The 25,987-nt window shown below is 71.5% G+C and carries 25 protein-coding genes and 2 tRNA genes; 9 read left to right on the forward strand and 18 right to left on the reverse strand.

The window, feature by feature from the left end; all coding sequences use genetic code 11:
• Together AB0946_RS05395 and AB0946_RS05400 are read right to left on the reverse strand one after the other, a co-directional pair.
• Positions 1–786, reverse strand: a complete 786-nt coding sequence (locus tag AB0946_RS05395; protein ID WP_366759286.1) for a hypothetical protein — start codon at positions 784–786, stop codon at positions 1–3.
• A 56-nt stretch (positions 787–842) separates the two neighbouring features.
• Entirely contained in the window at positions 843–1,058 is a 216-nt protein-coding gene (locus AB0946_RS05400; protein ID WP_366759287.1) for a hypothetical protein, read from the reverse strand.
• Between the two features lie 93 nt (positions 1,059–1,151).
• Here AB0946_RS05400 and AB0946_RS05405 point away from each other — a divergent pair, with 93 nt between their 5' ends.
• Positions 1,152–2,114, forward strand: a complete 963-nt coding sequence (locus AB0946_RS05405; protein WP_366759288.1) for a helix-turn-helix domain-containing protein — start codon at positions 1,152–1,154, stop codon at positions 2,112–2,114.
• A 21-nt stretch (positions 2,115–2,135) separates the two neighbouring features.
• Here the strand turns inward: AB0946_RS05405 and AB0946_RS05410 are convergent, their stop codons facing one another.
• The 10 genes from AB0946_RS05410 to AB0946_RS05455 form a co-directional block, all read right to left on the reverse strand.
• Positions 2,136–3,542: a cytochrome P450 gene (locus tag AB0946_RS05410; RefSeq protein WP_366759289.1), complete on the reverse strand. Its 1,407-nt coding sequence runs from the start codon at positions 3,540–3,542 to the stop codon at positions 2,136–2,138.
• The gene (gene cyc1 / locus AB0946_RS05415) at positions 3,539–4,624 is read right to left on the reverse strand and encodes an epi-isozizaene synthase (protein ID WP_366759290.1); all 1,086 of its coding nucleotides are present in this window, start codon (positions 4,622–4,624) and stop codon (positions 3,539–3,541) included. Before cyc1 ends, AB0946_RS05410 begins: the two co-directional genes overlap by 4 nt.
• A gap of 291 nt (positions 4,625–4,915) precedes the next feature.
• Positions 4,916–5,566: a peptide deformylase gene (def, locus tag AB0946_RS05420; protein WP_366759291.1), complete on the reverse strand. Its 651-nt coding sequence runs from the start codon at positions 5,564–5,566 to the stop codon at positions 4,916–4,918.
• 65 nt (positions 5,567–5,631) lie between these two features.
• A complete protein-coding gene (locus tag AB0946_RS05425; protein ID WP_366751995.1) occupies positions 5,632–6,612 on the reverse strand; it encodes a tetratricopeptide repeat protein in 981 nt (326 codons plus the stop codon).
• Positions 6,613–6,711: 99 nt separating this feature from the next.
• On the reverse strand, positions 6,712–7,995 hold the full coding sequence (locus AB0946_RS05430; RefSeq protein WP_366759292.1) for a metal-dependent phosphohydrolase: 1,284 nt from the start codon (positions 7,993–7,995) through the stop codon (positions 6,712–6,714).
• Positions 7,992–9,296 (reverse strand): HD-GYP domain-containing protein, encoded by a 1,305-nt coding sequence (locus AB0946_RS05435; protein WP_366759293.1) that lies wholly within the window; start codon positions 9,294–9,296, stop codon positions 7,992–7,994. Before AB0946_RS05435 ends, AB0946_RS05430 begins: the two co-directional genes overlap by 4 nt.
• 111 nt (positions 9,297–9,407) lie before the next feature.
• Positions 9,408–9,719 carry a mycothiol system anti-sigma-R factor gene (rsrA, locus tag AB0946_RS05440; RefSeq protein ID WP_171152966.1) on the reverse strand — a complete coding sequence of 104 codons (312 nt, stop codon included), beginning with the start codon at positions 9,717–9,719 and terminating at the stop codon, positions 9,408–9,410.
• Positions 9,716–10,411, reverse strand: coding sequence for an RNA polymerase sigma factor SigR (gene sigR, locus AB0946_RS05445; RefSeq protein WP_014674890.1), 696 nt, complete (start codon positions 10,409–10,411; stop codon positions 9,716–9,718). The genes rsrA and sigR overlap by 4 nt, the downstream gene beginning before the upstream one ends.
• 255 nt (positions 10,412–10,666) lie before the next feature.
• Entirely contained in the window at positions 10,667–11,323 is a 657-nt protein-coding gene (locus AB0946_RS05450) for an alpha/beta family hydrolase (RefSeq protein ID WP_366759294.1), read from the reverse strand.
• A gap of 1 nt (position 11,324) precedes the next feature.
• A complete protein-coding gene (locus tag AB0946_RS05455) occupies positions 11,325–12,179 on the reverse strand; it encodes an SOS response-associated peptidase (RefSeq protein ID WP_366759295.1) in 855 nt (284 codons plus the stop codon).
• Positions 12,180–12,229: 50 nt separating this feature from the next.
• On the opposite strand from AB0946_RS05455, the gene AB0946_RS05460 reads away from it, so the two are divergent.
• From AB0946_RS05460 to AB0946_RS05475, 4 genes are all read left to right on the forward strand, one after another.
• The gene (locus tag AB0946_RS05460; RefSeq protein WP_366759296.1) at positions 12,230–12,952 is read left to right on the forward strand and encodes a M50 family metallopeptidase; all 723 of its coding nucleotides are present in this window, start codon (positions 12,230–12,232) and stop codon (positions 12,950–12,952) included.
• A 28-nt stretch (positions 12,953–12,980) separates the two neighbouring features.
• Positions 12,981–14,297 carry a 3-phosphoshikimate 1-carboxyvinyltransferase gene (gene aroA / locus AB0946_RS05465; RefSeq protein ID WP_366759297.1) on the forward strand — a complete coding sequence of 439 codons (1,317 nt, stop codon included), beginning with the start codon at positions 12,981–12,983 and terminating at the stop codon, positions 14,295–14,297.
• A gap of 11 nt (positions 14,298–14,308) precedes the next feature.
• Positions 14,309–15,319, forward strand: a complete 1,011-nt coding sequence (gene rsgA, locus AB0946_RS05470; RefSeq protein WP_366759298.1) for a ribosome small subunit-dependent GTPase A — start codon at positions 14,309–14,311, stop codon at positions 15,317–15,319.
• A gap of 84 nt (positions 15,320–15,403) precedes the next feature.
• Positions 15,404–15,727, forward strand: a complete 324-nt coding sequence (locus AB0946_RS05475) for a multidrug efflux SMR transporter (protein ID WP_103812495.1) — start codon at positions 15,404–15,406, stop codon at positions 15,725–15,727.
• Positions 15,728–15,763: 36 nt separating this feature from the next.
• Here AB0946_RS05475 and AB0946_RS05480 read toward each other — a convergent pair whose 3' ends face one another.
• Positions 15,764–16,369, reverse strand: a complete 606-nt coding sequence (locus AB0946_RS05480) for a TetR family transcriptional regulator (protein ID WP_366759299.1) — start codon at positions 16,367–16,369, stop codon at positions 15,764–15,766.
• 158 nt (positions 16,370–16,527) lie between these two features.
• Between AB0946_RS05480 and hisN the strand changes: the two genes are divergently transcribed.
• Together hisN and AB0946_RS05490 are read left to right on the forward strand one after the other, a co-directional pair.
• The gene (hisN, locus tag AB0946_RS05485) at positions 16,528–17,328 is read left to right on the forward strand and encodes a histidinol-phosphatase (RefSeq protein ID WP_366759300.1); all 801 of its coding nucleotides are present in this window, start codon (positions 16,528–16,530) and stop codon (positions 17,326–17,328) included.
• A gap of 158 nt (positions 17,329–17,486) precedes the next feature.
• The gene (locus AB0946_RS05490) at positions 17,487–17,882 is read left to right on the forward strand and encodes a CBS domain-containing protein (protein WP_366759301.1); all 396 of its coding nucleotides are present in this window, start codon (positions 17,487–17,489) and stop codon (positions 17,880–17,882) included.
• 66 nt (positions 17,883–17,948) lie between these two features.
• Here the strand turns inward: AB0946_RS05490 and AB0946_RS05495 are convergent, their stop codons facing one another.
• Entirely contained in the window at positions 17,949–19,403 is a 1,455-nt protein-coding gene (locus AB0946_RS05495) for a catalase (RefSeq protein ID WP_366759302.1), read from the reverse strand.
• A 145-nt stretch (positions 19,404–19,548) separates the two neighbouring features.
• On the opposite strand from AB0946_RS05495, the gene AB0946_RS05500 reads away from it, so the two are divergent.
• Positions 19,549–19,965, forward strand: a complete 417-nt coding sequence (locus AB0946_RS05500; RefSeq protein WP_366759303.1) for a Fur family transcriptional regulator — start codon at positions 19,549–19,551, stop codon at positions 19,963–19,965.
• A gap of 141 nt (positions 19,966–20,106) precedes the next feature.
• Here AB0946_RS05500 and AB0946_RS05505 read toward each other — a convergent pair.
• The 4 genes from AB0946_RS05505 to AB0946_RS05520 form a co-directional block, all read right to left on the reverse strand.
• A tRNA-Met gene (locus tag AB0946_RS05505) sits at positions 20,107–20,180 on the reverse strand.
• A 68-nt stretch (positions 20,181–20,248) separates the two neighbouring features.
• On the reverse strand, positions 20,249–22,060 hold the full coding sequence (locus AB0946_RS05510; RefSeq protein WP_366759304.1) for a tetratricopeptide repeat protein: 1,812 nt from the start codon (positions 22,058–22,060) through the stop codon (positions 20,249–20,251).
• A 207-nt stretch (positions 22,061–22,267) separates the two neighbouring features.
• Positions 22,268–22,341 (reverse strand) — tRNA-Met (locus AB0946_RS05515).
• A gap of 41 nt (positions 22,342–22,382) precedes the next feature.
• Positions 22,383–25,274 (reverse strand): UPF0182 family protein, encoded by a 2,892-nt coding sequence (locus AB0946_RS05520; RefSeq protein ID WP_366759807.1) that lies wholly within the window; start codon positions 25,272–25,274, stop codon positions 22,383–22,385.
• Between the two features lie 164 nt (positions 25,275–25,438).
• Between AB0946_RS05520 and AB0946_RS05525 the strand changes: the two genes are divergently transcribed.
• Complete coding sequence (locus tag AB0946_RS05525; RefSeq protein ID WP_366759305.1) at positions 25,439–25,981, forward strand: PPA1309 family protein; 543 nt, start codon at positions 25,439–25,441, stop codon at positions 25,979–25,981.
• The last annotated feature ends 6 nt before the right edge of the window (positions 25,982–25,987 follow it).

Here is a 25,987-nt window from a genome sequence, read left to right on the forward strand (position 1 = left end):
TTACTTCAGTTTCACCGCGTCCCCGGCCGACACGACCCGCGCGGTCGTCGTCGTGCCGGGGAAGTACCAGCGCCAGCTGCCCGCCGCGGTGGCGGTGACCTTGGTGCTGAGCTTTCCGGCGTCGCCCGTGCGCACGGTCTTCACCGTGCGGTAGTGGGCGGCGCCGTCCGCCTTGAACTGGAGCTGCACGTCCTGCCCGGTGAACCCGTGGTACTTCAGGTCCTCCCAGTTCGCCCGGGACAGCTTGCCGGTGACGGTCAGCCTGGCGCCCTTGGCGACGGGCTCGGGCGAGGCGTCCGTGGTCAGTCGCGAGGCCCGCTTGACCTTGAACTCGGCGATCCGGTCGGAGATCCAGTAGTCGCCGTCGTTCGCCTTGACGGTGGCGTTGGCCTGCCAGACGCCGGCCAGCTTGTTGCTGTCCATGTCGTCGCTGTCGCGGATCCAGGCCGGGGCGACCGTCATCGTGACCGTGCACACCGACGTGGTGTGCGACTTCTTCACGCAGGACGTCCCGCTCCACTCGAAGAAGTCCCAGCCGTAAGCCGTGTTGAGGGTGCCGGCATCGGTCACCCCCTTCACGCCGGAGTTGTCCTTGATCGTGAGGGCGATGGGGAACGTGACCCTCTTCGACGTCCCGACGATCACGTTCCTGCCCTTGTTGACGACGGTCTTCACGACGCGGATGTCCCCCCTGCCCTCCGCGTGGGCGCCCGTCGCGGTCAGCAGCGTCAGGGCCGCGGCCCCGCCCGCAAGGGCCCAGGCCTTCCCGGCCGTTCTGCCTCGCATGTTCCCTCCCCTTGTGGTGTGGGAGGCGAGGTTACACAGCGGGCGGCCAGGGCTCGTCAGGCGGGGCGGGCCGCGCCGTGACGCCTCCTGCGAGGCTCGGGCTCCTGCGCCGGCCCGGTGGGCCGGGGTGCCGCCGGCCGCTCGGCCGCCCGGAGCTGGCGGTCGATGCGCCGTTCGCGCACGATGCCGAGCACGGACGGGAGGATCAGGAGGACCAGGATCCCGAGAGTGGCGAGCATTCCGATCATGCCTTCGATCTGGTTTCCGTTCATGTACACCACTGTCGCGCCTGACACTCCTTACCGGGAGTGGCAGGACTGCCGTAGAGCCTCGAATTCCTGCCACTGCCGAGGCACACTGGCAGCATGCTGAAGAACGTGGCCGCCGTGCTGCTGGACGGAGTGCATCCCTTCGAGCTGGGTGTCGTGTGCGAGGTGTTCGGCATCGACCGCAGCGACGACGGACTGCCCGTGTACGACTTCGCCGTGGTGTCGGCGGAGGGGCCCGTCCTGAGCACCCACTGCGGGTTCACCGTGTCCACGCCGTACGGCCTGGAGCGGCTGGAAGAGGCCGATCTGATCGCCGTACCGGCCGGGGAGACCTATACGCGGCGCGAGTATCCGGAGGAGCTGCTGGCGGCGCTGCGGCGGGCCGTGGACCGGGGCACCCGGGTGCTCAGCGTCTGCTCCGGGGTGTTCGTGCTGGCCGCGGCGGGGCTGCTGGACGGGCGGCGGTGCGCGGCGCACTGGCACAACGCCGAACAGCTGTCCCGGCGTTACCCGCGGCTCACGGTCGAGCCTGACGTGCTGTACGTGGACGAGGACCCCGTGATCACCTCGGCCGGCACCGCCGCCGGGATCGACGCCTGTCTGCACCTCGTGCGCAAGGAGCAGGGGCCGGAGGTCGCCAACAAGATCGCCCGTCGGATGGTGGTGCCCCCGCACCGGGACGGCGGGCAGGCGCAGTTCATCGAGCGGCCCCTGCCGAAGGCGCCCTGCGACACGGTCGGTGAGGTGCTCGCCTGGATGGAGGCCCACCTCGACGAGGAGGTGACCGTCGAACAGCTCGCCGCCCGCGCCCACATGGCGCCGCGCACCTTCGCCCGGCGCTTCCAGCAGGAGACCGGAACCACGCCGTACCGGTGGATCCTGCGCCAACGGGTACTGCTGGCACAGCAATTGCTGGAGGGCACGGACGAGACGATGGACGCCATCGCCTGGCGCACCGGGTTCGGTACGGCCGCCGCGCTGCGCCACCAGTTCGTCCGGGCGCTGGGGACGACCCCCCACGCCTACCGGCGCGCGTTCCGGGGCCCGGAGGCCGCCTGAGCGCGCGCCGGTACAGGCGGCCTACCAGGGCGTCGCCCGCAGCAGCAGGTTCTGCGGGCGGAGCGTGATGCCCACGCGGGTGGTGTCGTCGGAGCCGGCGACCTGTTCGAAGCGGTACTTCGCGCAGACCGCCGCCGTGATCAGGCTCAGCTGGGTCATGGAGAAGTGGTCGCTGGGGCACTTGCGGTTGCCCACGCTGAACGGGCTCATCGCGTACTTCGGCACCTCCTTGGCCCGCTCGGGCAGCCAGCGGTCGGGGTCGAAGTCGAGGTGGCGGCCGTAGGAGCGGGGGTCGCGCTGGATGGCGTACGGGCTGTAGACGATGTCCGCCCCGGCCGGAATGCGATAGCCGCCGAGCGCGGTGTCGCTCACCGCGCGCCGCGTCAATATCCATACGGCGGGCCGGAGCCGCATGGCCTCGACGACGACATTGTTGGTGTGCGTGAGCGAGCGGACGTGCTCGAATCCGACCGGTCGACCGCCGGTCACGGATTCGACCTCGGTCCGTACCTTCTCGGCGTGTTCCGGATGTGCGGCGAGGACCTGGAGCAGCCACATGATCGTGGACGCGACTGTTTCGCTGCCGGGGGTGAGTATGGCGACGACCTGGTCGTGGATCTCCTGTTCCCCGATGGGGTCGCCATTGTCGTCCTTCGCCTCCAGCAATGCCGTCAGCAAATCGTCCGGCTTTTGACCAGATGCCCTCCGCTCGGCGACGATCTCGTCCACCAGCAGATGCAAATCGGCCAGCGCCCGGTTGAATTCACGGTTCGCCGGGAACGGCAGCCGGTAGAGCGGGCCGAGCGGGATCACCATCCGGCGGTACATACCACGGAAGACGGTGGCGAGATCGATGCTGAGCCGTTCCGCGCGCTCGTCCATGTAGTCGCCGCGCAGCAGACAGCGGGCCGCGATGCGGACGGCGACCCGGAAGGACTCGGAGGTGCAGTCGATGGTGCCGCCGGGTTTCCAGCGGTCGGTCAGGGCGTGCGCCTCCTCCTCCATGACCGGGCCGTAGCCGGGTATCGCGTCCAGCCGGAACGCCGGTTGTATGGTGCGCCGCTGCCGGCGGTGCCGGGGGCCGTTCGCGGTGGCCACGCCCTCCTTGCCGAGCAGACCCTCGAGCGATTCCCACAGCGGGCCGTCGATCTTGAAGTCGGGGTTCAGGGCCAGCGCTCCGGTGAGCGCCGGGGTGGTGACGGCGTACACCGTCTTGGGGCCGAGCTTCAGCCGGACGACGTCTCCGTGGTCACGCAGCCCGGACATGAAGGCGAGCGGGTCGCGGACCAGTTTCAGACCGTGCCCGAGGACCGGTACGGCACCTCCGGCCAGGGGCGGTTCACGCAGGCCGGACGTCTCGGGGTTCACGGGCGTCCCCGCGTTCGCGGGGGCCCCGGGGTTCGCGGGCTGTACCGACTCGACGGTCATTTCTCACCTGCCGCTTCGTTCGTGACGTACGGGGGCGTGGAGCGGTCGTCCCAGCTGTCGACCATGTACCGGCCGGACTCGTGGTGGAACCAGTAGACGGAGCTGAACCAGTTGCGCATATTGCCGACACAGGACTGGACCGCGGTGCTCAGCTCCTTTCCGCGGACCGTTCCGTCGTCGATCTCGCGGGCGAACCCCAGGGCGTCCCGCTCGGCCTGGAGGAATGCGCTGACGCATTCCTCGACGCGCCGCCGGACGTCGTCCACCGCTTCTTCGAGGGTCAGCCCCTTGTGGGTGATGAGGCTGATTCCGAGATTGTGCACCTCGTCGCCCGCTATTTCCTTCGGAAGCGAACAGAGGTCGTTGTACCAGGCGGCGAATTCCTGACTGAGAAGGGCCGCCCGTCGGTAAGCCGGCTTTTTCCGGACGGCATCCGGGAGTTCGCATCCGGCACTGGGTTCGAGCAGGTCCGTCCATATCCAGTGCGCGAAGGTGAGGCGGCGCAGCGCGAGGTATTCCTCGACGCCGGGTATGTATCCCTCGGTGCGGTTGCGGAATTCACGGTCGTAGGCCTCGACGACCGCGTGGAAGTGGCGGGCGAACCGCTGGTTCCAGGTGGGTGACAGAAAGCCGTACAGCCGCAGCACGCTGTCCGCGAAGCCCGCCACCAAGGGGTCGGGGTGGTGCAGATGGTGCCTGGGTGCGTCCGTAGCCGCGTGCAGCCGGTGCCGCAGCCGCCGCCAGTCGCCCGCCCGGCCGTGCACGATGTCGCGGTCGTGGCGGTCGTCCCAGGCGAAGAACCAGGCGCTGTAGTCGGCTATGGCCTGGAGGACCTCGTCGGGGGCGCCGGTGTAGTAGCCCGCCATGAGGTCGGTGTAGCACAGGCCATCGGCATATTCCTGAACCTTGGCCGGCGGCATGAGCCGCTTTTCCAGGAGCCAGAGCCGGGTCTTCTCCTGGAGCCGTGGCCAATACGGATGCAGTTGCCGTGGAAAGGCGGACTCGATCACCGGGAGTGCCAGTGACGGTGGGACTACGACCGCCGTCTGCGTCGCTGTGGTGCTGTGTGGGAAAGCCTGCACGAACAAACCCCTCTCAGCCGCCAGGAGCGCACACCCCTCCCGTTGTGCCGGGCGTGCGCCGTTGCGTGTCCCGCACTTCCATTCAGCACCACAACTGACCGCCGTGGGAACGGATTTGCCTCATTCACCACCCCAAGGCGCCTCGAATCCCCCCTTGTGTGACTGGTTAAGGATCACCAGGGGCGTAGAAGGGACCGGTTGTTCGACGCACGAACGAGCGGGATGCGGCAACGCGAAGGCGCCCCGCCCGGGAAGGATCCCGGACGGGGCGCCCCGAGTGCGCGGCGTCGCTCAGTCGTTGGCGACCACGGGGTAGCGTGGCTCGTTCTCCGCCATCTGCCGCAGCGCGTCCTTGCGGTCCCGCTTCGACAGCCGGTCGATGTACAGGTAGCCGTAGAGGTGGTCGGTCTCGTGCTGCAAACAGCGGGCGAAGTAGCCGGTGCCGCGGACCTTGATCGGGTTGCCCAGCTCGTCCTGGCCGGTCACCTCGGCGTAGTCGGGGCGGGCGAGCGACGCGTAGGCCGTGGGCACGGACAGGCAGCCCTCGTTGCTGTCGTCCAGCCGGCGCTTGTCGGCGGGCAGGTCGACGAGCTTCGGGTTGCAGACCACGCCCACGTGCCGGACGCCCTCGTCGTCCTGGCAGTCGTAGACGAAGACCTTCAGGTCGACACCGATCTGGTTGGCGGCCAGGCCCACGCCCTCGGCGGTGCGCTGGCTGGCGAACATGTCGGCGACGAGCTGCTGGAGCTCCTCGCCGAAGTCGGTGACGTCCTTGCACTCCTTGTGCAGCACCGGGTTGCCGACGACCGTGATCGGCCGGGAGGTGCCGCGCTCGCGCCAGGCCCTCTCGCGCTCCTCGCAGTCCTCCGTGTCGACGACGTAGCCCTCGCCGTCGACGGGGAGCACGCCCGCGTGCTGCTGATCGGTGTCCTGCTGCGCCATGACCGACGTACGCCTTCCTCAAAGAACAGGGCAGAGATGTTGCTGATACAGGGTACGGCGCCCGCTCAGCAGACCTCTTCCAGATCGCGCCAGTCCCGCGAGTCCGGGCTGTCGGCGACCCATCCGTCGAGAAGCCCCCGCACGAGGGATGCCGGGGCCGCGACACCGCACTCCCGCTCCGGCACCCACAGCTGTCCGTCCGTGCGGTGCCCGAGCGGCCCGGGGTGACCCGGCTCGCTGTGGTCGTGCGGGTCCAGGTGCACCCCCTCGCCCTCGTCGGACGGCATGCGGGACTCGCTGCACATCCGGCACAGCAGCCGTACCGACGACGACCAGTCCTCCGCCGCGAAGCCCGCGTCCGCGGCGAGTTGCTCCAGCGCGTCCCGGTCGGCCTCGGTGGCCGCCTCCAGCAGGACCACCCAGGTGGGGACGGGCGACGGCGCCCACAGCTCGATCTCGTCGAAGACCGGGTAGGAGTGCCCGTCCGAGGTGGTGCGCTCACCGTGCGGGACGCCGTCGTGCAGCACGACCTCCCCCCAGCGCCGCCCGGAGGAGGGCAGCGGGATCGACAGCACCTCGATCCGCGCGGGGTCCAGCCGGCGGCCCCAGACGACCTCGGCCTCGCCTTCCGGGGAGAGCCGTACGGCCGCGCTGCCCAGCTCCATGCCGACGGGCTCGGCGGAGGCCGCGGCTCCCCCCGGCACCTTCAGCCCGTACGCCTGCCAGGCGCGGCGGGCCAGCGGCCAGTCCTGCAAAGCGGTCGCGGCGATGCCGACGTTCCACCAGTCGGGCGCCCCGGTCTCCCGTTCGAGCAGGGCGACCGCGCGCAGTCCGGCCGCGCGCGCCTGCTCCCAGTCGTGCCGGAACTTGTGTAGCAGGGCCAGGTTGAACCAGGACTCCGACAGCCAGGGTTCCAGATCGGCGGCCCGTGTCAGCAGCTCGCCCGCGTCCTCGTACCGGCCGTCGCCGATGAGCGTGAACGCCCGGTCGGTGGCCTGCCGCCAGGAGGCGGAGGGCCGGTGCCGTCCCTTGCCGAAGATCCTCACGATTCCCGCCTGCCAGTTCCATTTCCCGCTGTGGGCTGGCTTGTGCCCCCGGACACCCTCTCCCTCGCATCCAACCACGTGCCGTGGGAAAGGCGCTCATTACCCATGGGTTACCCAGCCGGGCGCGGGGTCAGACAGTCCCGTTCGCCGCGACGGCACCCGCTCGCGCACGCCCGGTGGCCTGGCCAGCACCCGGGCGAGCGACTCCACGACCTCCGGAGCGTAGTCCCCGGCCGTGCCGAGCCGCAGCTCCTCCAGCGCGCGCAGCGGGCCTTCGGGTCCGGCGTCACGGGACCGCTCCTCGTAGGCGTTCACGGCGCGGACGATCCGGGCGGCGAGCGGCTGTTCCCGGTACGGGTCGGCCTGCCGTTCCACGACGACGGCGACGGCCGCGTCCACGCCGGTCTGCCGGACGACCGCACCGCCGAGCAGGGCGATGCGCCGCTGCTCCGCGGCGGGCAGGCCGGCGGTGGCGCCGGCCGGGACCGGGTCGACCAGGCTGAGCTGGCCGATGTCGTGCATCAGGGCCGCGTACTCCAGGACGGTCAGCTCGGGTCCGGTCAGGCCGAGGTCCCGGCCGACGGCGAGGCTGAGCGCGGCGACGCGGTGGGCGTGCCCGGCGGGGGTGCAGCCGGCGATCTCGGTGGCGCGGGCCAGGGAGGCGATGGTCTGCCGGTAGGTGGCGCGGACGGCCGCGTAGCGGCTCAGGGAGAGCTGCACGAGCAGCATGGGCAGGCAGAACACGGGCAGTGCCCACAGGCCGACGACGGCGACCGCCAGGGCCATCACGGCGCCGGTCGCGCAGATCGCGGAGCCGATGCCGAGCAGTCCGCGCAGCTCCTCGCGCAGCAGCGGGCCGAACGGCCAGCGGGTGCGGCAGTGGGCGAGCGCGGCGGCCAGGACCGCACCGCACAGGGAGGTGAGGGCGAGCAGGGTGAGCAGCAGCAGGGCGTAGGCGGGGCCGCCCCATCGGGCGAAGACGCCCTGGCTGTAGAGGGGTTGGAAGCAGACGGCGGCGAAGCCGACGGTGAGGAGCCGGCGGGTCAGGTGGTCGACGGTGGGGCTGCGGCCGGACCAGATGTGCGGGACGGCGCCGAGCACGGTGGCGAGGAGGACGACGGTGACGACCTGCGCGGCTCCGTGCTGGCCGGGCCGTCCGGCGTCGGCGCCCAGCAGGGCGTACGACAGGGCGCCGGCGGCACCGAGCGGCGCGGCCTGCCGCTGTCCCTGCTCGTCGCTCCAGCGGGTCAGTTCGCCGGCGGCTATGAGCACGCCGAAGGCGAGCGCGACGCCCCGGTCGTGCAGGCCGGTCCAGAGGGTGACGGCGAGGGAGCCGGCCGCGACGAGGGCGGCGGCGCCGTGGATCAGCCGCAGGGCGGTCATCGGGGTGCCCCGGTGCTGGGGGTCCGCTCCGCGGGCGCGGTGCCGTGGACGGGTTCGTCGGCGGTGACCGCCGGATGCCAGCCGGAGCGGCGCAGGGCACGGACCAGCGCGCCGACCATCCGGGGGTCGAAGTGGGCCCCGGCGCAGCGCTCCAGTTCGGCGACGGCGGCCTCGACCGGGCGTGCCCTGCTGTAGCAGCGAGTGGAGGTCATGGCGTCGAATGCGTCCGCGACGGCGACGATCCGGGCGCACTCGGGGATGCGGTCACCGGCCAGGCCGTACGGGTAACCGCTGCCGTCGAGCCGTTCGTGGTGGTGGAGGATGGCCGCGCGGGCCTCGCCCAGGAAGGAGATGCCGCGGACCATCTGGTGGCCGTACTCGGGGTGCAGTTCGATGATCCGCCGCTCCTCCGGGGTGAGCGGGCCGTCCTTGCGCAGCAGCCGGGTGGGCACGCCCAGCTTGCCGACGTCGTGCAGGATGCCGGCGAAGCGCAGCACCTCGACGCGGTCGTCGTCCATGCCGAGTTCGCGGGCGATCAGCACGGAGGCGTGTCCGACGCGTTCGCTGTGGCCGCGGGTGTAGCCGTCCTTGATGTCGACGGCCTGGACGAGGGCGCGGATGGTGGCCTGGTGGGCGGCGCGTTCGCGGTGGTACAGGGCGAAGACCCACCAGGAGACGCCCATCGGCAGCAGCACGAGCAGCGCGGCGACGGGGCCGTAGGGGCTGCGCCAGAGCACGGCCATCATCAGCCCGGCGAGTCCGTGCACGGCGATCGGGGCCGGTGAGCGCGTTAGCAGCCCGCGCCAGGCCCGCCGCAGCGGCACCAGCCCGGCCGCCGCGCGCAGGCCGCCGTCGAGCGCGGTGAGCACCAGGCAGAACGCGAGGACGGCCGCGCCCGCGGGCAGCAGCGCGGAGGGGAAGTCCGAGCCGAGGACGGCGTCCTCGCCGCCGAGTGCGCGGTGCGTCCGGGCGGCGGCCCACACGGCGAGCGCGGGCTGGGCGGCCCGCCACACGCGCCGGAGCAGGACGGGCGGATGCTCGACCGGGGAGAGCAGCGCGGCGGGCACCGGGACGAGCGCGGCGGCCGCCGGGGGCAGCAGGAACGCACCGGCGAGCAGCACCGGGTAGAAGGTGCCGCCGAAGCGGCGGCGCACGGCGTGCTCGCAGGCCGCGTAGAGCGCGGCCAGCAGGGCCGCTGCCTCCCAGGGGGTGTGCGTCACCGGCAGGGGCAGCAGGCAGAGGACGGCCGACAGGGCGACGGCGGCGACGTAGCCGCGCGCCCTTGCCGGTACCGCGTCCATCACGCCCCTCCCCGACCGTGCCTCCTCCAGGCTCGGAGCCTAGGGCGGAATCGGGGGATGCGGGGCTTATGACCTGAGCATTAGCACGTTCGGGTGATGTGCCCCGGCGTGTCAGGACTCCCGCGGTGCCGCCGGGGCCTTGGTGACATCGTGCTCCGGCACGGTCTGCCCGGAACGGATCAGGTCGATCCGCCCCATGACCTTGGCCCGCAGGTCGGCGGGCACGTCGTCATGCCCGCAGCACCGCTTCACCAGCTTCTTCACGGCCTGCTCCAGGCCGTACTTCTCCAGGCACGGCGAGCATTCCTCGAAGTGGTGCTGGAACTTGTCGCGGTCGACGTCCGGCATCTCGCTGTCGAGGAACTCGTACAGGTGGTCGAGGACCTCACTGCAGTCCGTCTCGTGCGGCTCTCCGCAGCTCATGAGCCCGAGCCTTTCGCTTCGTTCGACTCTCCGGCGCCGGCCGGGACCAGCCCGCGCTCACGGGCGTAGTCCTCCAGCATGCCGCGCAGCTGACGGCGGCCCCGGTGCAGCCGGGACATCACCGTACCGATGGGTGTCCCCATGATGTCCGCGATCTCCTTGTAGGCAAACCCCTCGACGTCCGCGAGATAGACGGCGATGCGGAACTCCTCGGGGATGGCCTGGAGCGCGGCCTTCACGTCCGAGTCGGGCAGGTGGTCGAGCGCCTGCGACTCCGCGGAGCGCAGACCGGTCGACATGTGCGACTCGGCACGGGCGAGCTGCCAGTCCTCGATCTCCTCCGCGGCGGAGCGCTGGGGCTCGCGCTGCTTCTTGCGGTAGGAGTTGATGAAGGTGTTCGTGAGGATGCGGTACAGCCACGCCTTGAGGTTGGTGCCCTCGCGGAACTGGTGGAAGGACGCGTACGCCTTGGCGTACGTCTCCTGCACCAGGTCCTCGGCGTCGGCCGGGTTGCGCGTCATGCGCAGCGCGGCCGAGTACATCTGGTCGAGGAATTCGAGCGCGTCCCGCTCGAAGCGCGCGCTGCGCTCCGCGGTCGACTCATCGGACGCGTCCGCGCTGACGCCCTGGCCCTCGGGCAGCTCCGCCTGGCCGTTGTCGGTCCCTGCGTCGGTACCGGTGACCGGACCCACCTCCTCAAGATCCCGGATGGGACCGAAACCGATCCCACTCGATTCGGAGGATAGAACACGACCCGTGCCTGCCGCCGCTCGAATAGGAGCGGTCTTGGCCGCGTGCAGCACGGACCAGTCCAGGTCACTGCGGCTGCTGCGGGCCGGGCAGATGGTCGAACCCATGCGGCGGACTTCCTCTCCTGCGACGTCGGTGCCGAAGCCGTCGGCACTTCCGATCGGCTCAACAGCGGCCCACCGCACAACATTCCCGGGTCACCCGAGTGACGCGATCCACTCCCGTACCGCGCCGGTGACGACCTCCAGCGCCCGCTCCTGGGTGATCTCCGCGCGCTTGGGAACGGCGAACCCGTGATCGCCGTGGGGCACCTCGATGAGCCGGAAGTCACCCTCCGGGAACTCCGCCGGCTTCCCGAAGGGGTCGTTGCCGCCCTGGACGACCAGCGTGGGCACCCCGGCCCCCAGCAGTTCCTCCGCCCGGGACTTCTCCGGCCTGCCCGGCGGGTGCAGCGGGAAGCTCAGCGCGAGCACGGCGTGCGCGCCCAGCTCGGCCGCCGTGCGGCAGGCGACCCGGGCGCCGGCGCTGCGCCCCCCGGAGATCACCGGCAGACCCGGCCCGGTGAGCGCGGGCCACACGCCCCGCCATCCGGTGTCCAGGGTCTTCGGCGCGGGCGCGACCTTCTTGCCGGCGACCCGCCAGGGCTGCTCGACGAGGGCGACGGTCACGCCGTGGGCGGGCAGCACGGCCGCCAGCGCCCGCAGGTCGCGTGCCTCGATGCCACCGCCGGCGCCGTGCCCGACGGCCAGCACCAGCCGGGCCCTCTTCGCCGGGTGCCAGGTGATCCGGGCGTCCCCGGCCTGCGTACCGACGGTCTGTGCGGTCACCTCTGTCACGTCTGTCGCCTCGGTCACGTCAGAAGAGTGTGCCCTCTTCCGGAGCCTGAAGCTCCTTCAGCAGCTCCGGGCCGTTGTTGCGGACGTTGCTGACGGCGGTGGAGACCGGGTAGGCGCGCATCAGGCCGGCCGGCGGCGGGGCGAGCAGCGCGCGCAGGTCGTCGGGGTCGGTGCGGGAGGGGTCGAGCCAGGCGTCCCAGCGGTCCGGGGTGAGCATCAGGGGCATCCGGGGGTGGATCTCGGCGAGGGAGCCCGGGCCCTCGGCGGGGGCCACGGCCAGCGGGGTGCTCTCCGCCTCGGTGGTGATCACCGAGCAGGTGGCCCACCAGGCGCGCGGGTGGTCGTCGGGCAGGGTCCGGTCGCGCCAGAACTCGTACAGGCCGGCCATCGCGAACACCGAGCCGTCGGCGGGCAGCACGAAGTACGGCTGCTTGCGCGGCCGCTTCTTCCTGCCCTCCACCTCCAGGTCGCGCTCCTGGGCGCCGGTGACCCACTCGTAGTAGCCGTCGGCCGGCAGGATGCAGCGGCGGGCGGCGAAGGCGCGCCGGTAGGCGGGCTTCTCGTGGACGGTCTCCGCGCGGGCGTTGATCATCCGGGCGCCGCCCTCCGGGGTCTTCGCCCAGGACGGGACCAGGCCCCACTTCAGCCTGCGCAGCTGGCGAACCGGACGCGGGGAGTCCGCGTCTTTCAGGGGGCGGTCCAGGACGGCGTAGACCTCCTTGGTCGGCGCCACGTTGTAGTCGGGCTCCAGGGTCTCCTCGGGCTCCCTCCCCCGCAGGCCCGACTCCGCTCGCCCCGAGGGGACCCCCGTCTCGACCCCGAAGATGCCCGCGAGATCCTCGGGCCCACGACTCGATGCATACCGTCCGCACATACGTGCCACACTGCCAGACTCCGTACCAGTACAGGGAGCCACTCCGACCGATGGACAGCCTCGCCGCCACCGCGCTGCCCGACCTCTGGGACCGGCTCACCGGCACCCAGCCCGATCCCGGCCTGTGGGTGGTGCTGGCCACGCTGGCCGCCGCCCTCGCCGTGGTCGTCCCGCACCCGGTGTGGCGGATATCCCGCAACGCGATCACCATCGCGCACGAGGGCGGTCACGGTCTGGTCGCCCTGCTCACCGGCCGGCAGCTCACCGGCATCCGGCTGCACTCCGACACCAGCGGTCTCACCGTGAGCCGGGGCAAGCCGTACGGGCTGGGCATGATCCTGACCGCCGCGGCGGGCTACACGGCGCCCTCGCTGCTGGGCCTCGGCGGGGCCGCCCTGCTGGCCGCCGGACGCATCACCCTCCTGCTGTGGGCGGCCACCGCCCTGCTGGTGGCGATGCTGGTGATGATCCGCAACGCCTACGGCGTGCTGACCGTGGTCCTCGCGGGCGGGGCCTTCCTGCTGGTGTCCTGGCTGGCGGGGCCGCGGGTGCAGGCCGCGTTCGCGTACGCGGTGGTGTGGTTCCTGCTGTCCGGCGGGGTGCGGCCGCCGTTCGAGCTCCAGGCCAAGCGGTCCCGGTCGGGGGCGGGGGACTCGGACGCGGACCAGTTGTCGCGGCTGACGCACGTGCCGGCGGGCCTGTGGCTGTTCCTCTTCCACGCGGTCTCGCTGTGCTCGCTGATCGGCGGGGGCCGCTGGCTGCTGGAAGGTTGACGGCGCGGCCTCCTTATAAAGTGGCCCCATGGCCCCGAACACCTCCTCCACCGCCCTCTGGCCCGCCCCGCACGCGAGCGGAGCCGTCGACGCGACGGTCCACGTGCCGGGGTCCAAGTCGGTCACCAACCGCGCTCTGGTCCTCGCGGCCCTGGCCTCCGAGCCCGGCTGGCTGCGCCGCCCGCTGCGGTCCCGCGACACCCTGCTGATGGCCGGTGCGCTGCGGGCCATGGGCGTGGAGATCGAGGAGGGCGTGGGCCCGGACGGCACCGGCGAGGCCTGGCGGGTGCTGCCCACGGGCCTGTCCGGCCCGGCCACGGTCGACGTCGGCAACGCGGGCACGGTGATGCGGTTCCTGCCTCCGGTGGCCGCGCTGGCCGACGGCCCGGTCCGGTTCGACGGGGACCCGCGGTCGTACGAGCGTCCCCTGAACGGCGTGATCGACGCACTGCGGGTGCTCGGCGCCCGGATCGACGACGACGGCCGGGGCACGCTGCCGCTGACCGTGCACGGCGGCGGGGCCCTGGACGGCGGCCCGGTGTCGATCGACGCCTCCTCGTCCTCGCAGTTCGTCTCGGCGCTGCTGCTGTCGGGCCCCCGTTTCAACCAGGGCGTGGAGGTCCGCCACACCGGCGCCAGCCTGCCCTCGGTGCCGCACATCCGGATGACGGTGGACATGCTGCGCGCGGTCGGCGCCCAGGTGGACACCCCGGAGTCGGGCGGTGAGCCCAACGTGTGGCGGGTGACGCCGGGCGCGCTGCTCGGACGGGACCTGACGATCGAGCCGGACCTGTCCAACGCGCAGCCGTTCCTGGCGGCGGCCCTGGTCACCGGCGGCAAGGTGGTGATCCCGGACTGGCCGGCGCGGACCACCCAGCCGGGTGACAGGCTCCGGGAGATCTTCACCGAGATGGGCGGTTCCTGCGAACTGACCGAGTCGGGCCTGGAGTTCACCGGTTCGGGGGCGGTCCACGGCATCGACGTGGACCTCGGTGACGTGGGCGAGCTGACCCCGGGCATCGCGGCCGTGGCCGCGCTCGCCGACTCGCCGTCCACCCTGCGGGGCGTGGCCCATCTGCGGCTGCACGAGACGGACCGGCTGGCCGCGCTCACCAAGGAGATCAACGAGCTGGGCGGTGACGTCACGGAGACGGCCGACGGCCTGCACATCCGCCCGCGCGCGCTGCACGCCGGGACCTTCCACACCTACGAGGACCACCGCATGGCGACCGCCGGCGCGGTCATCGGCCTCGCCGTACCGGGCGTGCGGATCGAGAACGTGGCGACGACGGCGAAGACCCTGCCGGACTTCCCCGAGCTGTGGACCGGGATGCTCGGGCAGTAGGGACGTACGCCATGCGCCGCTACGGCAAGCACACCGACGAGGACGACATCCGCAGCCGCCCCAACCGCAAGGGCAACCGGCCGCGGTCGAACATCCGGCCCAAGCACGAGGACGCGGCCGAGGGCATGGTCCTCACCGTCGACCGGGGACGGCTGACCTGCCTGGTCGAGGACCGGGTCGTGATGGCCATGAAGGCGCGCGAGCTGGGCCGCAAGGCGGCCGTGGTGGGCGACCGGGTGGCCCTGGTCGGTGACCTGTCCGGCACCAAGGACACGCTCGCGCGGATCGTCCGCATCGAGGAGCGCACCTCGGTGCTGCGCCGCACGGCCGACGACGACGATCCGTACGAGCGGGTGGTCGTCGCCAACGCCGACCAGCTGGCGATCGTGACGGCCCTGGCCGATCCCGAGCCCCGCCCCCGGCTGATCGACCGCTGTCTGGTCGCGGCCTTCGACGGCGGTCTGGAGCCGCTGCTGGTGATGACCAAGTCGGACCTGGCCCCGCCGGAGAAGCTGCTGGAGCTGTACGGCGCCCTCGACATCCCGTACGTCGTCACCAGCCGCGGGGAACTGGAGAACGGGGACGCGGCGGACATGGTCCGCGAACACCTCGCGGGCAAGATCACCGCGTTCGTGGGTCACTCGGGCGTCGGCAAGACGACCCTGGTCAACGCGCTGGTGCCGCACGAGCGCCGGCGTCTGACGGGCCATGTGAACGCGGTGACGGGCCGCGGCCGGCACACCACCACGTCCGCCCTCGCCCTGCCGCTGGCCGGAACGGACGGCTGGGTCGTCGACACCCCCGGGGTCCGCTCCTTCGGTCTCGCGCACATCGATCCGTCGCGGGTGATCCACGCCTTCCCCGACCTCGAACCCGGTACGGCGGGCTGCCCGCGCGCGTGCAGCCACGACGAGCCGGACTGCGCGCTGGACGCGTGGGTGGAGGAGGGGCACGCGGACCCGGCCCGGCTGTACTCGCTGCGCCGGCTGCTGGCCACCAGGGAGCGCAAGGAAGGCGACTGAGCCTCGCGTTGTTTGCCGGGCCGCGCGGCCGGTAAGTGCATAATCGCACCGAGCCGGAGATCCGGATCAACGGGAGGACCGCACATGGCGTGGCTGCTGGTCATAGTGGCCGGGATACTGGAGACCGGCTTCGCCGTGTGCCTGAAGCTCTCGCACGGGTTCACGCGGCTGTGGCCCACGATCGCCTTCGCGTCGTTCGCCCTGGGCAGCTTCGGTCTGCTCACCCTGTCCCTGAGGAAGCTGGACGTCGGCCCCGCCTACGCCGTGTGGACCGGCATCGGCGCGGCGGGCACCGCGATCTACGGCATGGTCTTCCTCGGCGACCTGGTCTCCACCCTGAAGATCGTGTCGATCAGCCTGGTCATCATCGGCGTGATCGGACTCCAGCTGTCGGGCTCCGCCCACTAGGGCCTCTCGTTCGGATCAGGCCGGGCTCGTGCGGATTCACACCAGGTGCCGTGGCAGCACCGCCCGTACCAGCTCCGCCAACCCGCCCTCCTCCGGCGGCGCCGCCACGCAGGACAGGGCGAGGCGTACCACCAGTTCGCAGGAGCGGAGCAGTTCCGCGGTGCCGGCCGGGTCGGCGCCGGGACCGGCCAGCGCGGTCACCGCGCGGTCGCGCACGATCCGCACGAAGTCGCGCGGCGCGGGCAGCGGCCCGTCCGCCCGGCGCTGCGCCGGTACCGCGGTGGCGGAGGGCACGGCGGTGAGCGGCGGACTCGGCAGCCACTCGGTCCAGCAGCCGGTGAGCATGGCCCGGACCAGTACGTTGTCCCGGGCTACGGCGGCCGTCCACTCGGCGGTGGCGGTGAGCCGGTCCCGCGCCCCGGCGGAGCCGGCGAGGGCCCGCTCGACGCCGGCGAGGTATCCGTCGGCCTCCCGCCGCACCAGCGCCCGGGCCAGGCCGTCCTTGCTGCCGAACTCGTTGTACAGGGTCTGCCGGGACACCCCGGCCGACGCGGCCACGTCGACCATGCGCACGGCGGACCACGGCCGGCGCGCGAGCGCCGTGTAGGCGGCGTCCAACAGCGACTCCCGGGCAGCAGGCATCCTCGCCTCCCTGGACCACACCGACTCTGCGCCCAGATTTGACGTGCTTGTATGCACTGTCAAGGGTTTGCGACGGGGCGGACGGTGCGTCCGCCCGGCCGCGCGGTTCCCGCGCCCCTGGTGGCCCCGCGCCGGTCCCGCCGGATACCGTTCTGCACATGCCCGACTACCTCGACGACCTCCGCCTCGCCCACGTCCTCGCGGACGCGGCCGACGCCGCCACCATGGCCCGGTTCAAGGCCCTCGACCTCAAGGTGGAGACGAAGCCGGACATGACCCCGGTGAGCGAGGCGGACAAGGCCGCGGAGGAACTCATCCGCGGCCGGCTCCAGCGCGCCCGCCCACGGGACGCCGTCCTCGGCGAGGAGTACGGCGTCGAGGGCACGGGCCCCCGCCGCTGGGTGATCGACCCGATCGACGGGACGAAGAACTACGTGCGGGGCGTCCCGGTCTGGGCCACCCTGATCTCGCTGATGGAGGCGGGCGAGGGGGGCTACCAGCCCGTCGTAGGCGTGGTCTCCGCCCCCGCGCTCGGCCGCCGCTGGTGGGCGGCGAAGGGCCACGGCGCCTTCACCGGCCGCAACATCACCTCCGCGACCCGGATCCACGTCTCGCGCGTCGGCAGGCTCGCGGACGCCTCCTTCGCGTACTCCTCGCTCACCGGCTGGGAGGAGCGCAACCGCCTGGACGGCTTCCTGGGGCTGTCCCGCCAGGTGTGGCGCACGCGCGCGTACGGCGACTTCTGGCCGTACATGATGGTCGCCGAGGGCTCCGTGGACATCTGCGCCGAGCCGGAGCTGTCGCTGTGGGACATAGCCGCGAACGCGATCATCGTGACGGAGGCGGGCGGCACCTTCACCGGCCTCGACGGCCGGCCGGGCCCGCACAGCGGTGACGCGGCGGCGTCCAACGGCCTCCTCCACGACGAGCTGCTGGAGTACCTCGACCCGCGCACGTGAGGAACGGGGACAGCACCGGAGTACTCCCGCCACGCCCTCAACTCGCGCCGCGCGCCCTCTTGTTGACCCGCCCTTTACCTGGCACTCTGGGCCCACCCCCACTTGTGAACTTGTGAATCCCTGAACTTTCCCGGGGGTTCCTAGGAGGTGCTCCGTCCATGCTCGTCCGTGACGCCATGAGCACGGTGATTCTCACCCTCGGCCCCGCCCACACCCTCCGCCAGGCAGCCGCCCTGATGTCCGCCCGCCGCGTCGGCGCCGCCGTGGTCCTCGACCCGGACGCCGGCGGCATCGGCATCCTGACCGAACGCGACATCCTCAACTCCGTCGGCCTCGGACAGAACCCGGACGCGGAGCGCATCCACGCCCACACCACCACCGACGTCGTCTTCGCCGCCCCCACCTGGACCCTGGAGGAGGCGGCCCGCGCCATGGCGCACGGCGGTTTCCGGCACCTCATCGTCCTCGACCGGGGCGATGTGGCCGGGATCGTCTCGGTCCGCGACATCGTCCGCCGCTGGCTCCCGGCCCGCGAGCCCACGCCCGCGCTGTGACACGCGAAGCGGGCCGGACCCCGAGCACCGTGGGGTCCGGCCCGCCCAGCCGCGAGGGCGGCCGGCTCAGCCGCGCAGCGCCTGCACCGCCGCCTCCAGCCGCTTGCCGAAGTCGGCGTCGGCATTGCGGAAGTTGCCGATCGCGCGCTCGACGATGTCCTCGCGCGAGACCTGCGAGATCGCGCCCGCGAGGTTGGCGACCAGCCGCTCCTTCTCCGCCTCCGACATCAGCCGGTAGAGGTTGCCCGCCTGCACGAAGTCGTCGTCCTCGGCGTGCGCGGGCGTCGGGTGGTTGCCGGTGCCGGCCGCGAAGCCGTCGAACGGCTGCCAGAGCGGACGGCCGGTCTGCTGCGGCCCGCCGAAGCTGTTCGGCTCGTAGTTCTTCGCACCGCCGTGCCGGCCGTCGTAGAGGAAGCCGTCACGGGAGTTGGTGCGCGCCTCAGTGGCGTGCGGGCGGTTCACCGGCAGGTGGTCGGCGTTGATGCCGACGCGGTAGCGGTGGGCGTCGCCGTAGGCGAAGAGCCGGCCCTGGAGCATCTTGTCGGGCGAGGGACCGATACCGGGCACGAAGTGCGACGGGGAGAAGATCGACTGCTCGACCTCGGCGAAGATGTTCTGCGGATTGCGGTTCAGCTCCAGCTTGCCGATCTCGATGACCGGGTAGTCCGCGTGCGGCCACACCTTGGTCAGGTCGAACGGGTTGAAGCGGTACGTCGCCGCGTCCGCCGCCGGCATGATCTGCACGCCCACGGTCCAGCTCGGGAACTCCCCGCGCTCGATCGCCTCGCGCAGGTCACGCTGGTGCGAGTCGGGGTCCTTGCCCGCGAGGACGTCCGCCTCCTCGGCGGTCAGGTTCTTGATCCCCTGGTCGGTCTTGAAGTGGTACTTGACCCAGAAGACCTCGCCGGCCGCGTTGTTCCACTGGTAGGTGTGCGAGCCGAAGCCGTCCATGTGCCGGTACGACGCCGGGATGCCGCGGTCGCCGAACAGCCAGGTCACCTGGTGCGTCGACTCCGGCGACAGCGACCAGAAGTCCCACACGTTGTCGGCCTCGGTGCTGCCGGTGTACGGGTCGCGCTTCTGGGTGTGGATGAAGTCCGGGAACTTGATCGCGTCCCGGATGAAGAAGACCGGGGTGTTGTTGCCGACGAGGTCGTAGTTGCCCTCCTCGGTGTAGAACTTCAGCGCGAAGCCGCGCGGGTCGCGGACGGCGTCCGCCGCGCCGAGGTTGCCGGCCACGGTCGAGAAGCGCAGGAAGACCTCGGTCTGCTTGCCGGCCTCGGAGAGGAAGGCGGCGCGGGTGTACGGCGTGACATCGGCGGTCACGGTGAAGGTGCCGTACGCGCCGGCGCCCCGGGCGTGCACCACGCGCTCCGGGATGCGCTCGCGGTTGAAGTGCGCCAGCTTCTCCAGCAGCAGCTGGTCCTGGACGAGGACCGGCCCGCCGACGCCCGCCGTCTCGCTGTTCTGGTTGTCGGCGACCGGGGCACCGGCCTCCGTGGTGAGCGGTCCCTGCGTCACGTACGCCTCCTGCGTCATCACTGACTAGTCCTGTCCTGTGGCCAAAGCCGGTTCCGATCCTACAATGGACATTGTCTAAGTCAAACAGCAATCCAAAATCACACCTATTCCCGACCTGGGGACTCTTCCTGTTAGGCTGGTGGCCATGAGCGACCTTCTGGAACGGCTGCGTGGACGCGGATGGCGGATGACCGCGCAGCGACGCGTGGTGGCCGAGGTCCTGAACGGCGAGCACGTCCATCTGACCGCCGACGAGGTCCACGCACGGGCTGTCGCCAAGCTGCCCGAGATCTCCCGGGCGACGGTCTACAACACGCTCGGCGAGCTGGTCTCGCTCGGCGAGGTGCTGGAAGTCTCGACGGACAAGCGCGCCAAGCGGTACGACCCGAACGCGCACCGGCCGCACCACCACCTGGTCTGCGCCCGGTGCGGCGCGATCCGCGACGTGCACCCGACCGGCAACCCCCTGGCCGACCTCCCCGACACCGAGCGCTTCGGCTTCACGGTGTCGGACGTCGAGGTCACGTACCGGGGGCTGTGCCCGAACTGCTCGGGCGCGTGAGCGGACCGCGTACCCACACCGCTTCCCTGGAGCCCCGGCATCCGCCGGGGCTCTTCGCGTAGGGCCGTTGCCGTGGACGCACCAGAGACGAAAACACCGAGGGCCGGAACCCATCTCTGGATTCCGGCCCTCGGCCTTCAGTAGCGGGGACAGGATTTGAACCTGCGACCTCTGGGTTATGAGCCCAGCGAGCTACCGAGCTGCTCCACCCCGCGTCGATGAATACGACACTACGTGAGGGAAGCACCCGGAAGCAAATCAACAGAGGCCGGGGTGTCCGGCGTCACGCCGAGAGCTCCTCCCGCAGCGCGTCCCGCAGCCGTCCCGCCCGCTCGGACACCTCCGCCGGCCCCAGCGCCACCGCCCTGTCGGCCCACCGCTGCCCCTCCGCCAGCTCACCGCGACGCGCGTAGACGAGGGCCAGCCGCAGGGCCGCCCGCCCGTGCCCGGCATCGGCGGCCCGGGCCCACCACACCGCCGCCTCGGGCTCGCTCCCCTCGCGGGCGAGCAGCAGCCCCAGGTTGAAGGCGCCGTTGCGCGACCCGGCCTCGGCCGCCGCCCGGTACCACCGCGCGGCCTCCACCACGTCACCCCGCGCCGCCGCGTGCATGCCGACCCGCACCTGCGCCCGCCGGTGCCCCTGCGAGGCGGCACGCTCGTACCACTCCTCGCACTCGGTCTTCTCCTGAACGGTCTCGCCCAGCTCGTGCGCGGGCTCCGGCGGCCGGCGCGCGTCGAGCAGGGTGGCCAGCCGGTACGCGCCCTCCGCGCTGCCGCCGCCCGCCGCACAGCGCAGATGCCGTTCGGCCTCCTGCTCGTCGCCCTCGCGCAGCCGGGCGATCCCGACCTGGAGCGCAGCCTCGGCGTGCCCGGCGGCCGCCGCCCGCTCGTACCAGCGCAGCGCCATCGCGTCCTCGCCGCGCCCGGCGTAGAGGATGCCGAGGTTGAACGCGGCGTCGACGCTTCCGGCCTCGGCGGCCTTGGAGAACCAGGGCTCGGCCCCGGTCGGGTCGCCGTTCTGGAGCAGCAGGATGGCCAGCGCGTTCGCGGCCTCGCGGTGCCCCGCGTACGCGGCGCGCCGGTACCACTGCTCGGCCTGTGCGGTGCGGCCCTGCTCGGCGCAGAGCAGCCCGAGGTTGTAGGCGCCGTTGTCGTCGCCGGCGTCCAGCGCGGCCCGGTACCACCGCTCGGCGGTCTGCGTCTCACCCCGCTCGGCGTGCAGCGCGCCCAGCGCGTTGGCCGCGTTGCCGTCGCCGTCCTGGGCGGCGCGCAGCCACCACACGGCCGCGCTCTCGGTGTCGCCGGCGTCGCGCAGCAGGAAGCCGAGCGCGCAGGCGGCCCGCGGCTCGCCGTCCTTGGCGGAGGTCAGGTACCAGCGCCCGGCCTCCTTCAGCTCGCCGCGCTTCTCCAGGATCGCCCCGAGCTGGAGCGCGGCCCGCCGGTGCCCGCGCGCGGCGGCCTGCCGGTACCACTGTTCGGCCTCCTCGCCGGTGTTGTCACCCCCGGTCTCCTCCCCGGGTCCGGCCGCGCGGTCGAGCGCGCGTGCCAGCCGGTAGGCGGCCTCCCGGTGCCCGCGCTCGGCGGCGGCGCGCATCCAGTGCTCGGCGCCGACGTCGCCGCGGTGCTCCAGCAGGTCGGCGAGCGCGTAGGCGCCGAGGACGTGGCCCTGCTCGGCGGACTGGCGCAGCCAGTACTCGGCGGCCGGCTCGTCCCCGCGCTCGCGGTGGTGCCGGCCGAGCGCGTGCGCGGCGGCGGCGGAACCGGCGACGGCGGCGATCCGCCACCAGCCGGCCGCCTCCTCGGGGTAGCCCCGCTGGTGCAGCAGGACGCCCAGGTTGTTGGCCGCGGCCCGGTCACCGGCCGCGGTGGCCGTGCGCAGGTGGGGTTCGGCTCCGTCGAGGTCGCCGCGGCGCAGCAGCATGGCTCCGAGGACGCTCGCGGCCTCGGCGTCACCGCTCTGCGCGGCGAGTGCGAGGCGCGTCTCCTCGCCGGCTTCCCCCATGTCCGCCAACTCGTCGCGGGCCGGCTCCGCGTCGGAAGGCTGCACAAATCGCCCTGACTCGAACAGAGTTGCCTTGTCCCCCATAACGTCCATCGTCGCACCACCTGCAACCTGGGTACACCCGGTATACCGCAGCCCGTGAGGTCACTTGAGCGTTTTGTCGACATGCCCACAGAGAGACAAGTCAAACACATACCGCCCAACTCCCCACGGCGGCGCGGCCGGTCCCTCCCCTCAGCACATGAGTTCGCACACCACGAAGGCCCGGATCCATGTCTGGATCCGGGCCTTCGACTTCAGTAGCGGGGACAGGATTTGAACCTGCGACCTCTGGGTTATGAGCCCAGCGAGCTACCGAGCTGCTCCACCCCGCGCCGTTGTGTGTCAACCGTACCACGGCGCGGGGGCGTCTTGATCAACTCCGGCTCTTGTCGCCGTTCCCGCCGCCGGTGCCGCCCGTCTTGGACTGGGCGTCCTCGGCCCGCTTCAGCGCGTCCTGGAGGTCCTTCTGCGCCTTGGCGTACGCGTCCCAGTCCGGCCCGTTCTTCAGCGCCTGCTGCCCGGCGTCGAAGGCCTTCTGCGCGTCTTCCAGCGCCTGTTTGACCGTCGGGTTGCCGGTGCCGGGGGGAGGCGTGGTGCCGGTCTCCGGCGGACTGGTCGAACTCTTCACCCCGAACACCTCGTTGAGGGCCTCGTCCAGGGTGTTCTTGAAGGCGGTTTTTCCCTCGTAGGTGACCAGGACCTTCCTCAGCAACGGGTACTTGAGCGAGCCGCCGCGGACGTAGACCGGCTCCGCGTACAGCAGTCCGCCGTCCAGCGGCACGGTCAGCAGATTGCCGTACTCGACCTTCGAGTGCCCGCGGCTGAGGAGGCTGATGGTCTCCGCGATGTCCGATTCGGAGTTGAACTGGCTCTGGACCTGTTTGGGGCCGTCGACGGTCGTGTTCGTCGGCAGCTTCAGGACTCTGATCCTGCCGTAGTCGCTGGTGCGCGGGTCGGAGTCGACGGCCATGAAGGCGCTGAGGTTGTCCCGCCCGTTGGGCGTGAACGTCGTCGTCAGCGAGAACGCCTGCTCGCTCTGGCCCGGCATCTTCATGCTCAGGTAGTACGGCGGCACCGCGCTGCCCGAGTTGTTCGTCGGGTCGTCCGGGACCTGCCACACCTCGCTGCCGGTGAGGAAGGTCTGCGCGTCCGTCACGTGGTAGCGGGTGAGCAGCTCGCGCTGCACCTTGAACAGGTCCTGCGGATAGCGCAGATGGTCCATCAGCTCCGGGGAGATCGCGCTGCGCGGCTCCACCGTGTCGGGGAACGCCTTCATCCAGGTCTTCAGCACCGGGTCCCGGGTGTCCCACTGGTACAGCTTGACCTCGCCGGTGTACGCGTCGACGGTCGCCTTCACCGAGTTGCGGATGTAGTTGACCTGGTTCTGCTGGGCCACCACCGCGCGCGAGTTGTTCGTGGCGGTGAGCGAGTCGGCCGTCGTGTCACCGAGGGTCGTACGGGAGGCGTACGGGTAGCCGTTCGACGTCGTGTAGGCGTCGACGATCCACTGAATGCGGTGGTTCACGACGGCCGGGTACGCGTCGCCGTCGATGGTCAGCCAGGGGGCGACCGCCTCCACGCGCTCCTTGGGCGTGCGGTTGTACAGGATCCGGGAGCCCTTGCCGATCGCGCCCGAGTACAGGATCTGCGGCTCGTTGAACGCCACCGCGTACGCGGCCCGGTTGACCGGGTTGTCGAGGTTGACCCCGCTTCCGCCCTGGTAGCTGGTGGTCATCTCACGCTCGTTGTCGGAGTAGTCGACCTCCTTCTGGGGGCCGCCGACGATCGAGTACGTGGTGGTCTTCTCGCCGTAGTAGATCCGCTGTTCGTACGTCCCGAGGTCGCCCTGGGACGGCAGGTTCTTCTCGGTGAAGACGGGCCGGCCCTCGGAGTCGGCCTCGGTGCCCTTGGCGGCCACCACGCCGAAGCCGTGCGTGTAGCGGAAGTGGTCGTTGATCCAGTTGTTCTTCGGGATGCCGTCCAGGTTCAGTTCGCGCAGACCGATGACGGTGTCCTGCTCCTTGCCGTCCTTGGCATACCGGTCGACGTCGAGGTTGGTCGGGAACCCGTAGTAGGCCTTGATCTGCTGGAGCTGCTGGAACGTCGGCGAGACGACGTTCGGGTCCATGATGCGGATGCTGGCCGTGGCGTCGACCTGGTCGCGCAGCTTCGTCTTGTCCTGGGTCGTGGACTTGCCCGGGTACTCGGTGACCTTGGCCTGGTCGATGCCGTACGCCTCGCGGGTCGCCTTCAGGTTCTTCTGGACGTACGGCGCCTCCTTGGCCTGCTCGTTCGGCTGGACCTGGAACTTCTGCACGATGGCCGGGTAGAGGCCGCCGATCAGGATCGCCGACAGCACCATCAGGCCGAAGCCGATGACGGGCAGCTGCCAGGTGCGCCGCCACAGGGTGGCGAAGAACAGCAGCGCGCAGATGACGGCGATGCAGAACAGGATCGTCTTGGCCGGCAGGTAGGCGTTGGCGTCGACGTAGCGCAGGCCGGTCCAGTTGCCGGTCGCCTTGAAGTCGCTGGACTTGACGGCGAGGCCGTACCGGTCGAGCCAGTAGGCGACCGCCTTGAGGGCGACGAAGATGCCGAGCAGCACCGACAGGTGTCCGGTCGCGGCGGCGGTGGCGCGCGCCCCCGGACTGGTGACCCGCAGCCCGCCGTACAGGTAGTGCGTGAGCGCCGCGGCGATCAGGCACAGGATGGCGGCGGCGAAGCCGAAGCCCAGCAGGAACCGGTACCAGGGCAGGTCGAAGGCGTAGAAGGAGACGTCCAGGTGGAACTGCGGGTCCTTCTGGTGGAAGGGCACGCCGTTCACCCACATCAGCCAGGTCCGCCACTGGCTCGACGCGGAGGCGCCCGCGATCAGCCCGACCAGGGCGGTGACGGCGAGCAGCAGCCACTTCTTGTACGGCGCGACGGCCATGCGGTAGCGGTCGAGGCTCTGCTGCTCCATGGACATGGCGCTGAGCGGGGGCCGCAGCCGGTGCGCGAGCCAGATGTTGAGGCCGACCGCGGCCGCCATCAGCAGGCCGAAGACGAAGAAGAGCCCGACCTTGGTCGACAGGGTGGTGGTGAACACGGACGAGTAGTGCACCGACCGGTACCACAGCCACTCCGTCCAGAAGCCCGCGAACATCGTGAACGCCATGCCGAGGACGGCAAGGACGCCCAGTGTCACGAGCAGGGCTCGGACCCTCCGGGACGGGCGGCCCGCTCTGATCCGTGGCCCCGTCGGGCCTCCGCCGCGGTCCGGCATCTGGAAAGCCAAGGTGCGCACCTCGAAGTTCGCTGTCGATCCGTCAGGCCCTCGGGTTCGCGGGCCCGCCGTGGCCCCCCGTGATCGCGGGCCCACACCTATGCAACTTACTCACGGTTTACTCGGTTCCCGATTCCGGCCGGGAACGAGGCAGGATTGTGACCATGTCCAACACTCCCATGGCAGCGAGCCCGCTCACCCGGGCCGTACTCGAGATCGACGAGTACGTCTCCGGCCTCGGCTGGGACCAGCCCGCTCGCCTCTTCGCCCTCGTAGACACCGCACGGCTGCGGGCTCAGGAACCTTCGCTCGCGGCCCAGCTGGGCCTGGAGGACGCGTCCGAGACCGCCGGTCTCACCCCGATCGAGCAGGACGAGCTCCCGTCCGGCAAGCCCCTCGACGAGTTCCTCGGCACGATCGCCTGGCCCGACGCGGTGGCCGGCTGCGCGCTCGTCGTGGAGCGCCTGATGCTGCCGCCGTCCGCCGAGGCCCAGGTCCCCTCCGGTCTCGACGAGGCCGGGCTGGCCCGGTGGGTGGCCGAGCACCCCGAGCGCCAGGAGGTCCGGATGACGGTGGCCGTGCTGCGCGACGGCAGCCGGGAGTCGGCGCTGCGGCTGCGGGAGAAGGACTCCGCGACGGAGGTCCTGACCGGCCCCGACCTGGTGCCCGGCCTGGCGGACGCGCTGGCGGCGACGTTCGCGGACTGACCCGCT

The organism is Streptomyces sp. NPDC046870 (genome assembly GCF_040704595.1).
Taxonomy (GTDB): Bacteria; Actinomycetota; Actinomycetes; order Streptomycetales; family Streptomycetaceae; genus Streptomyces; species Streptomyces argyrophylli.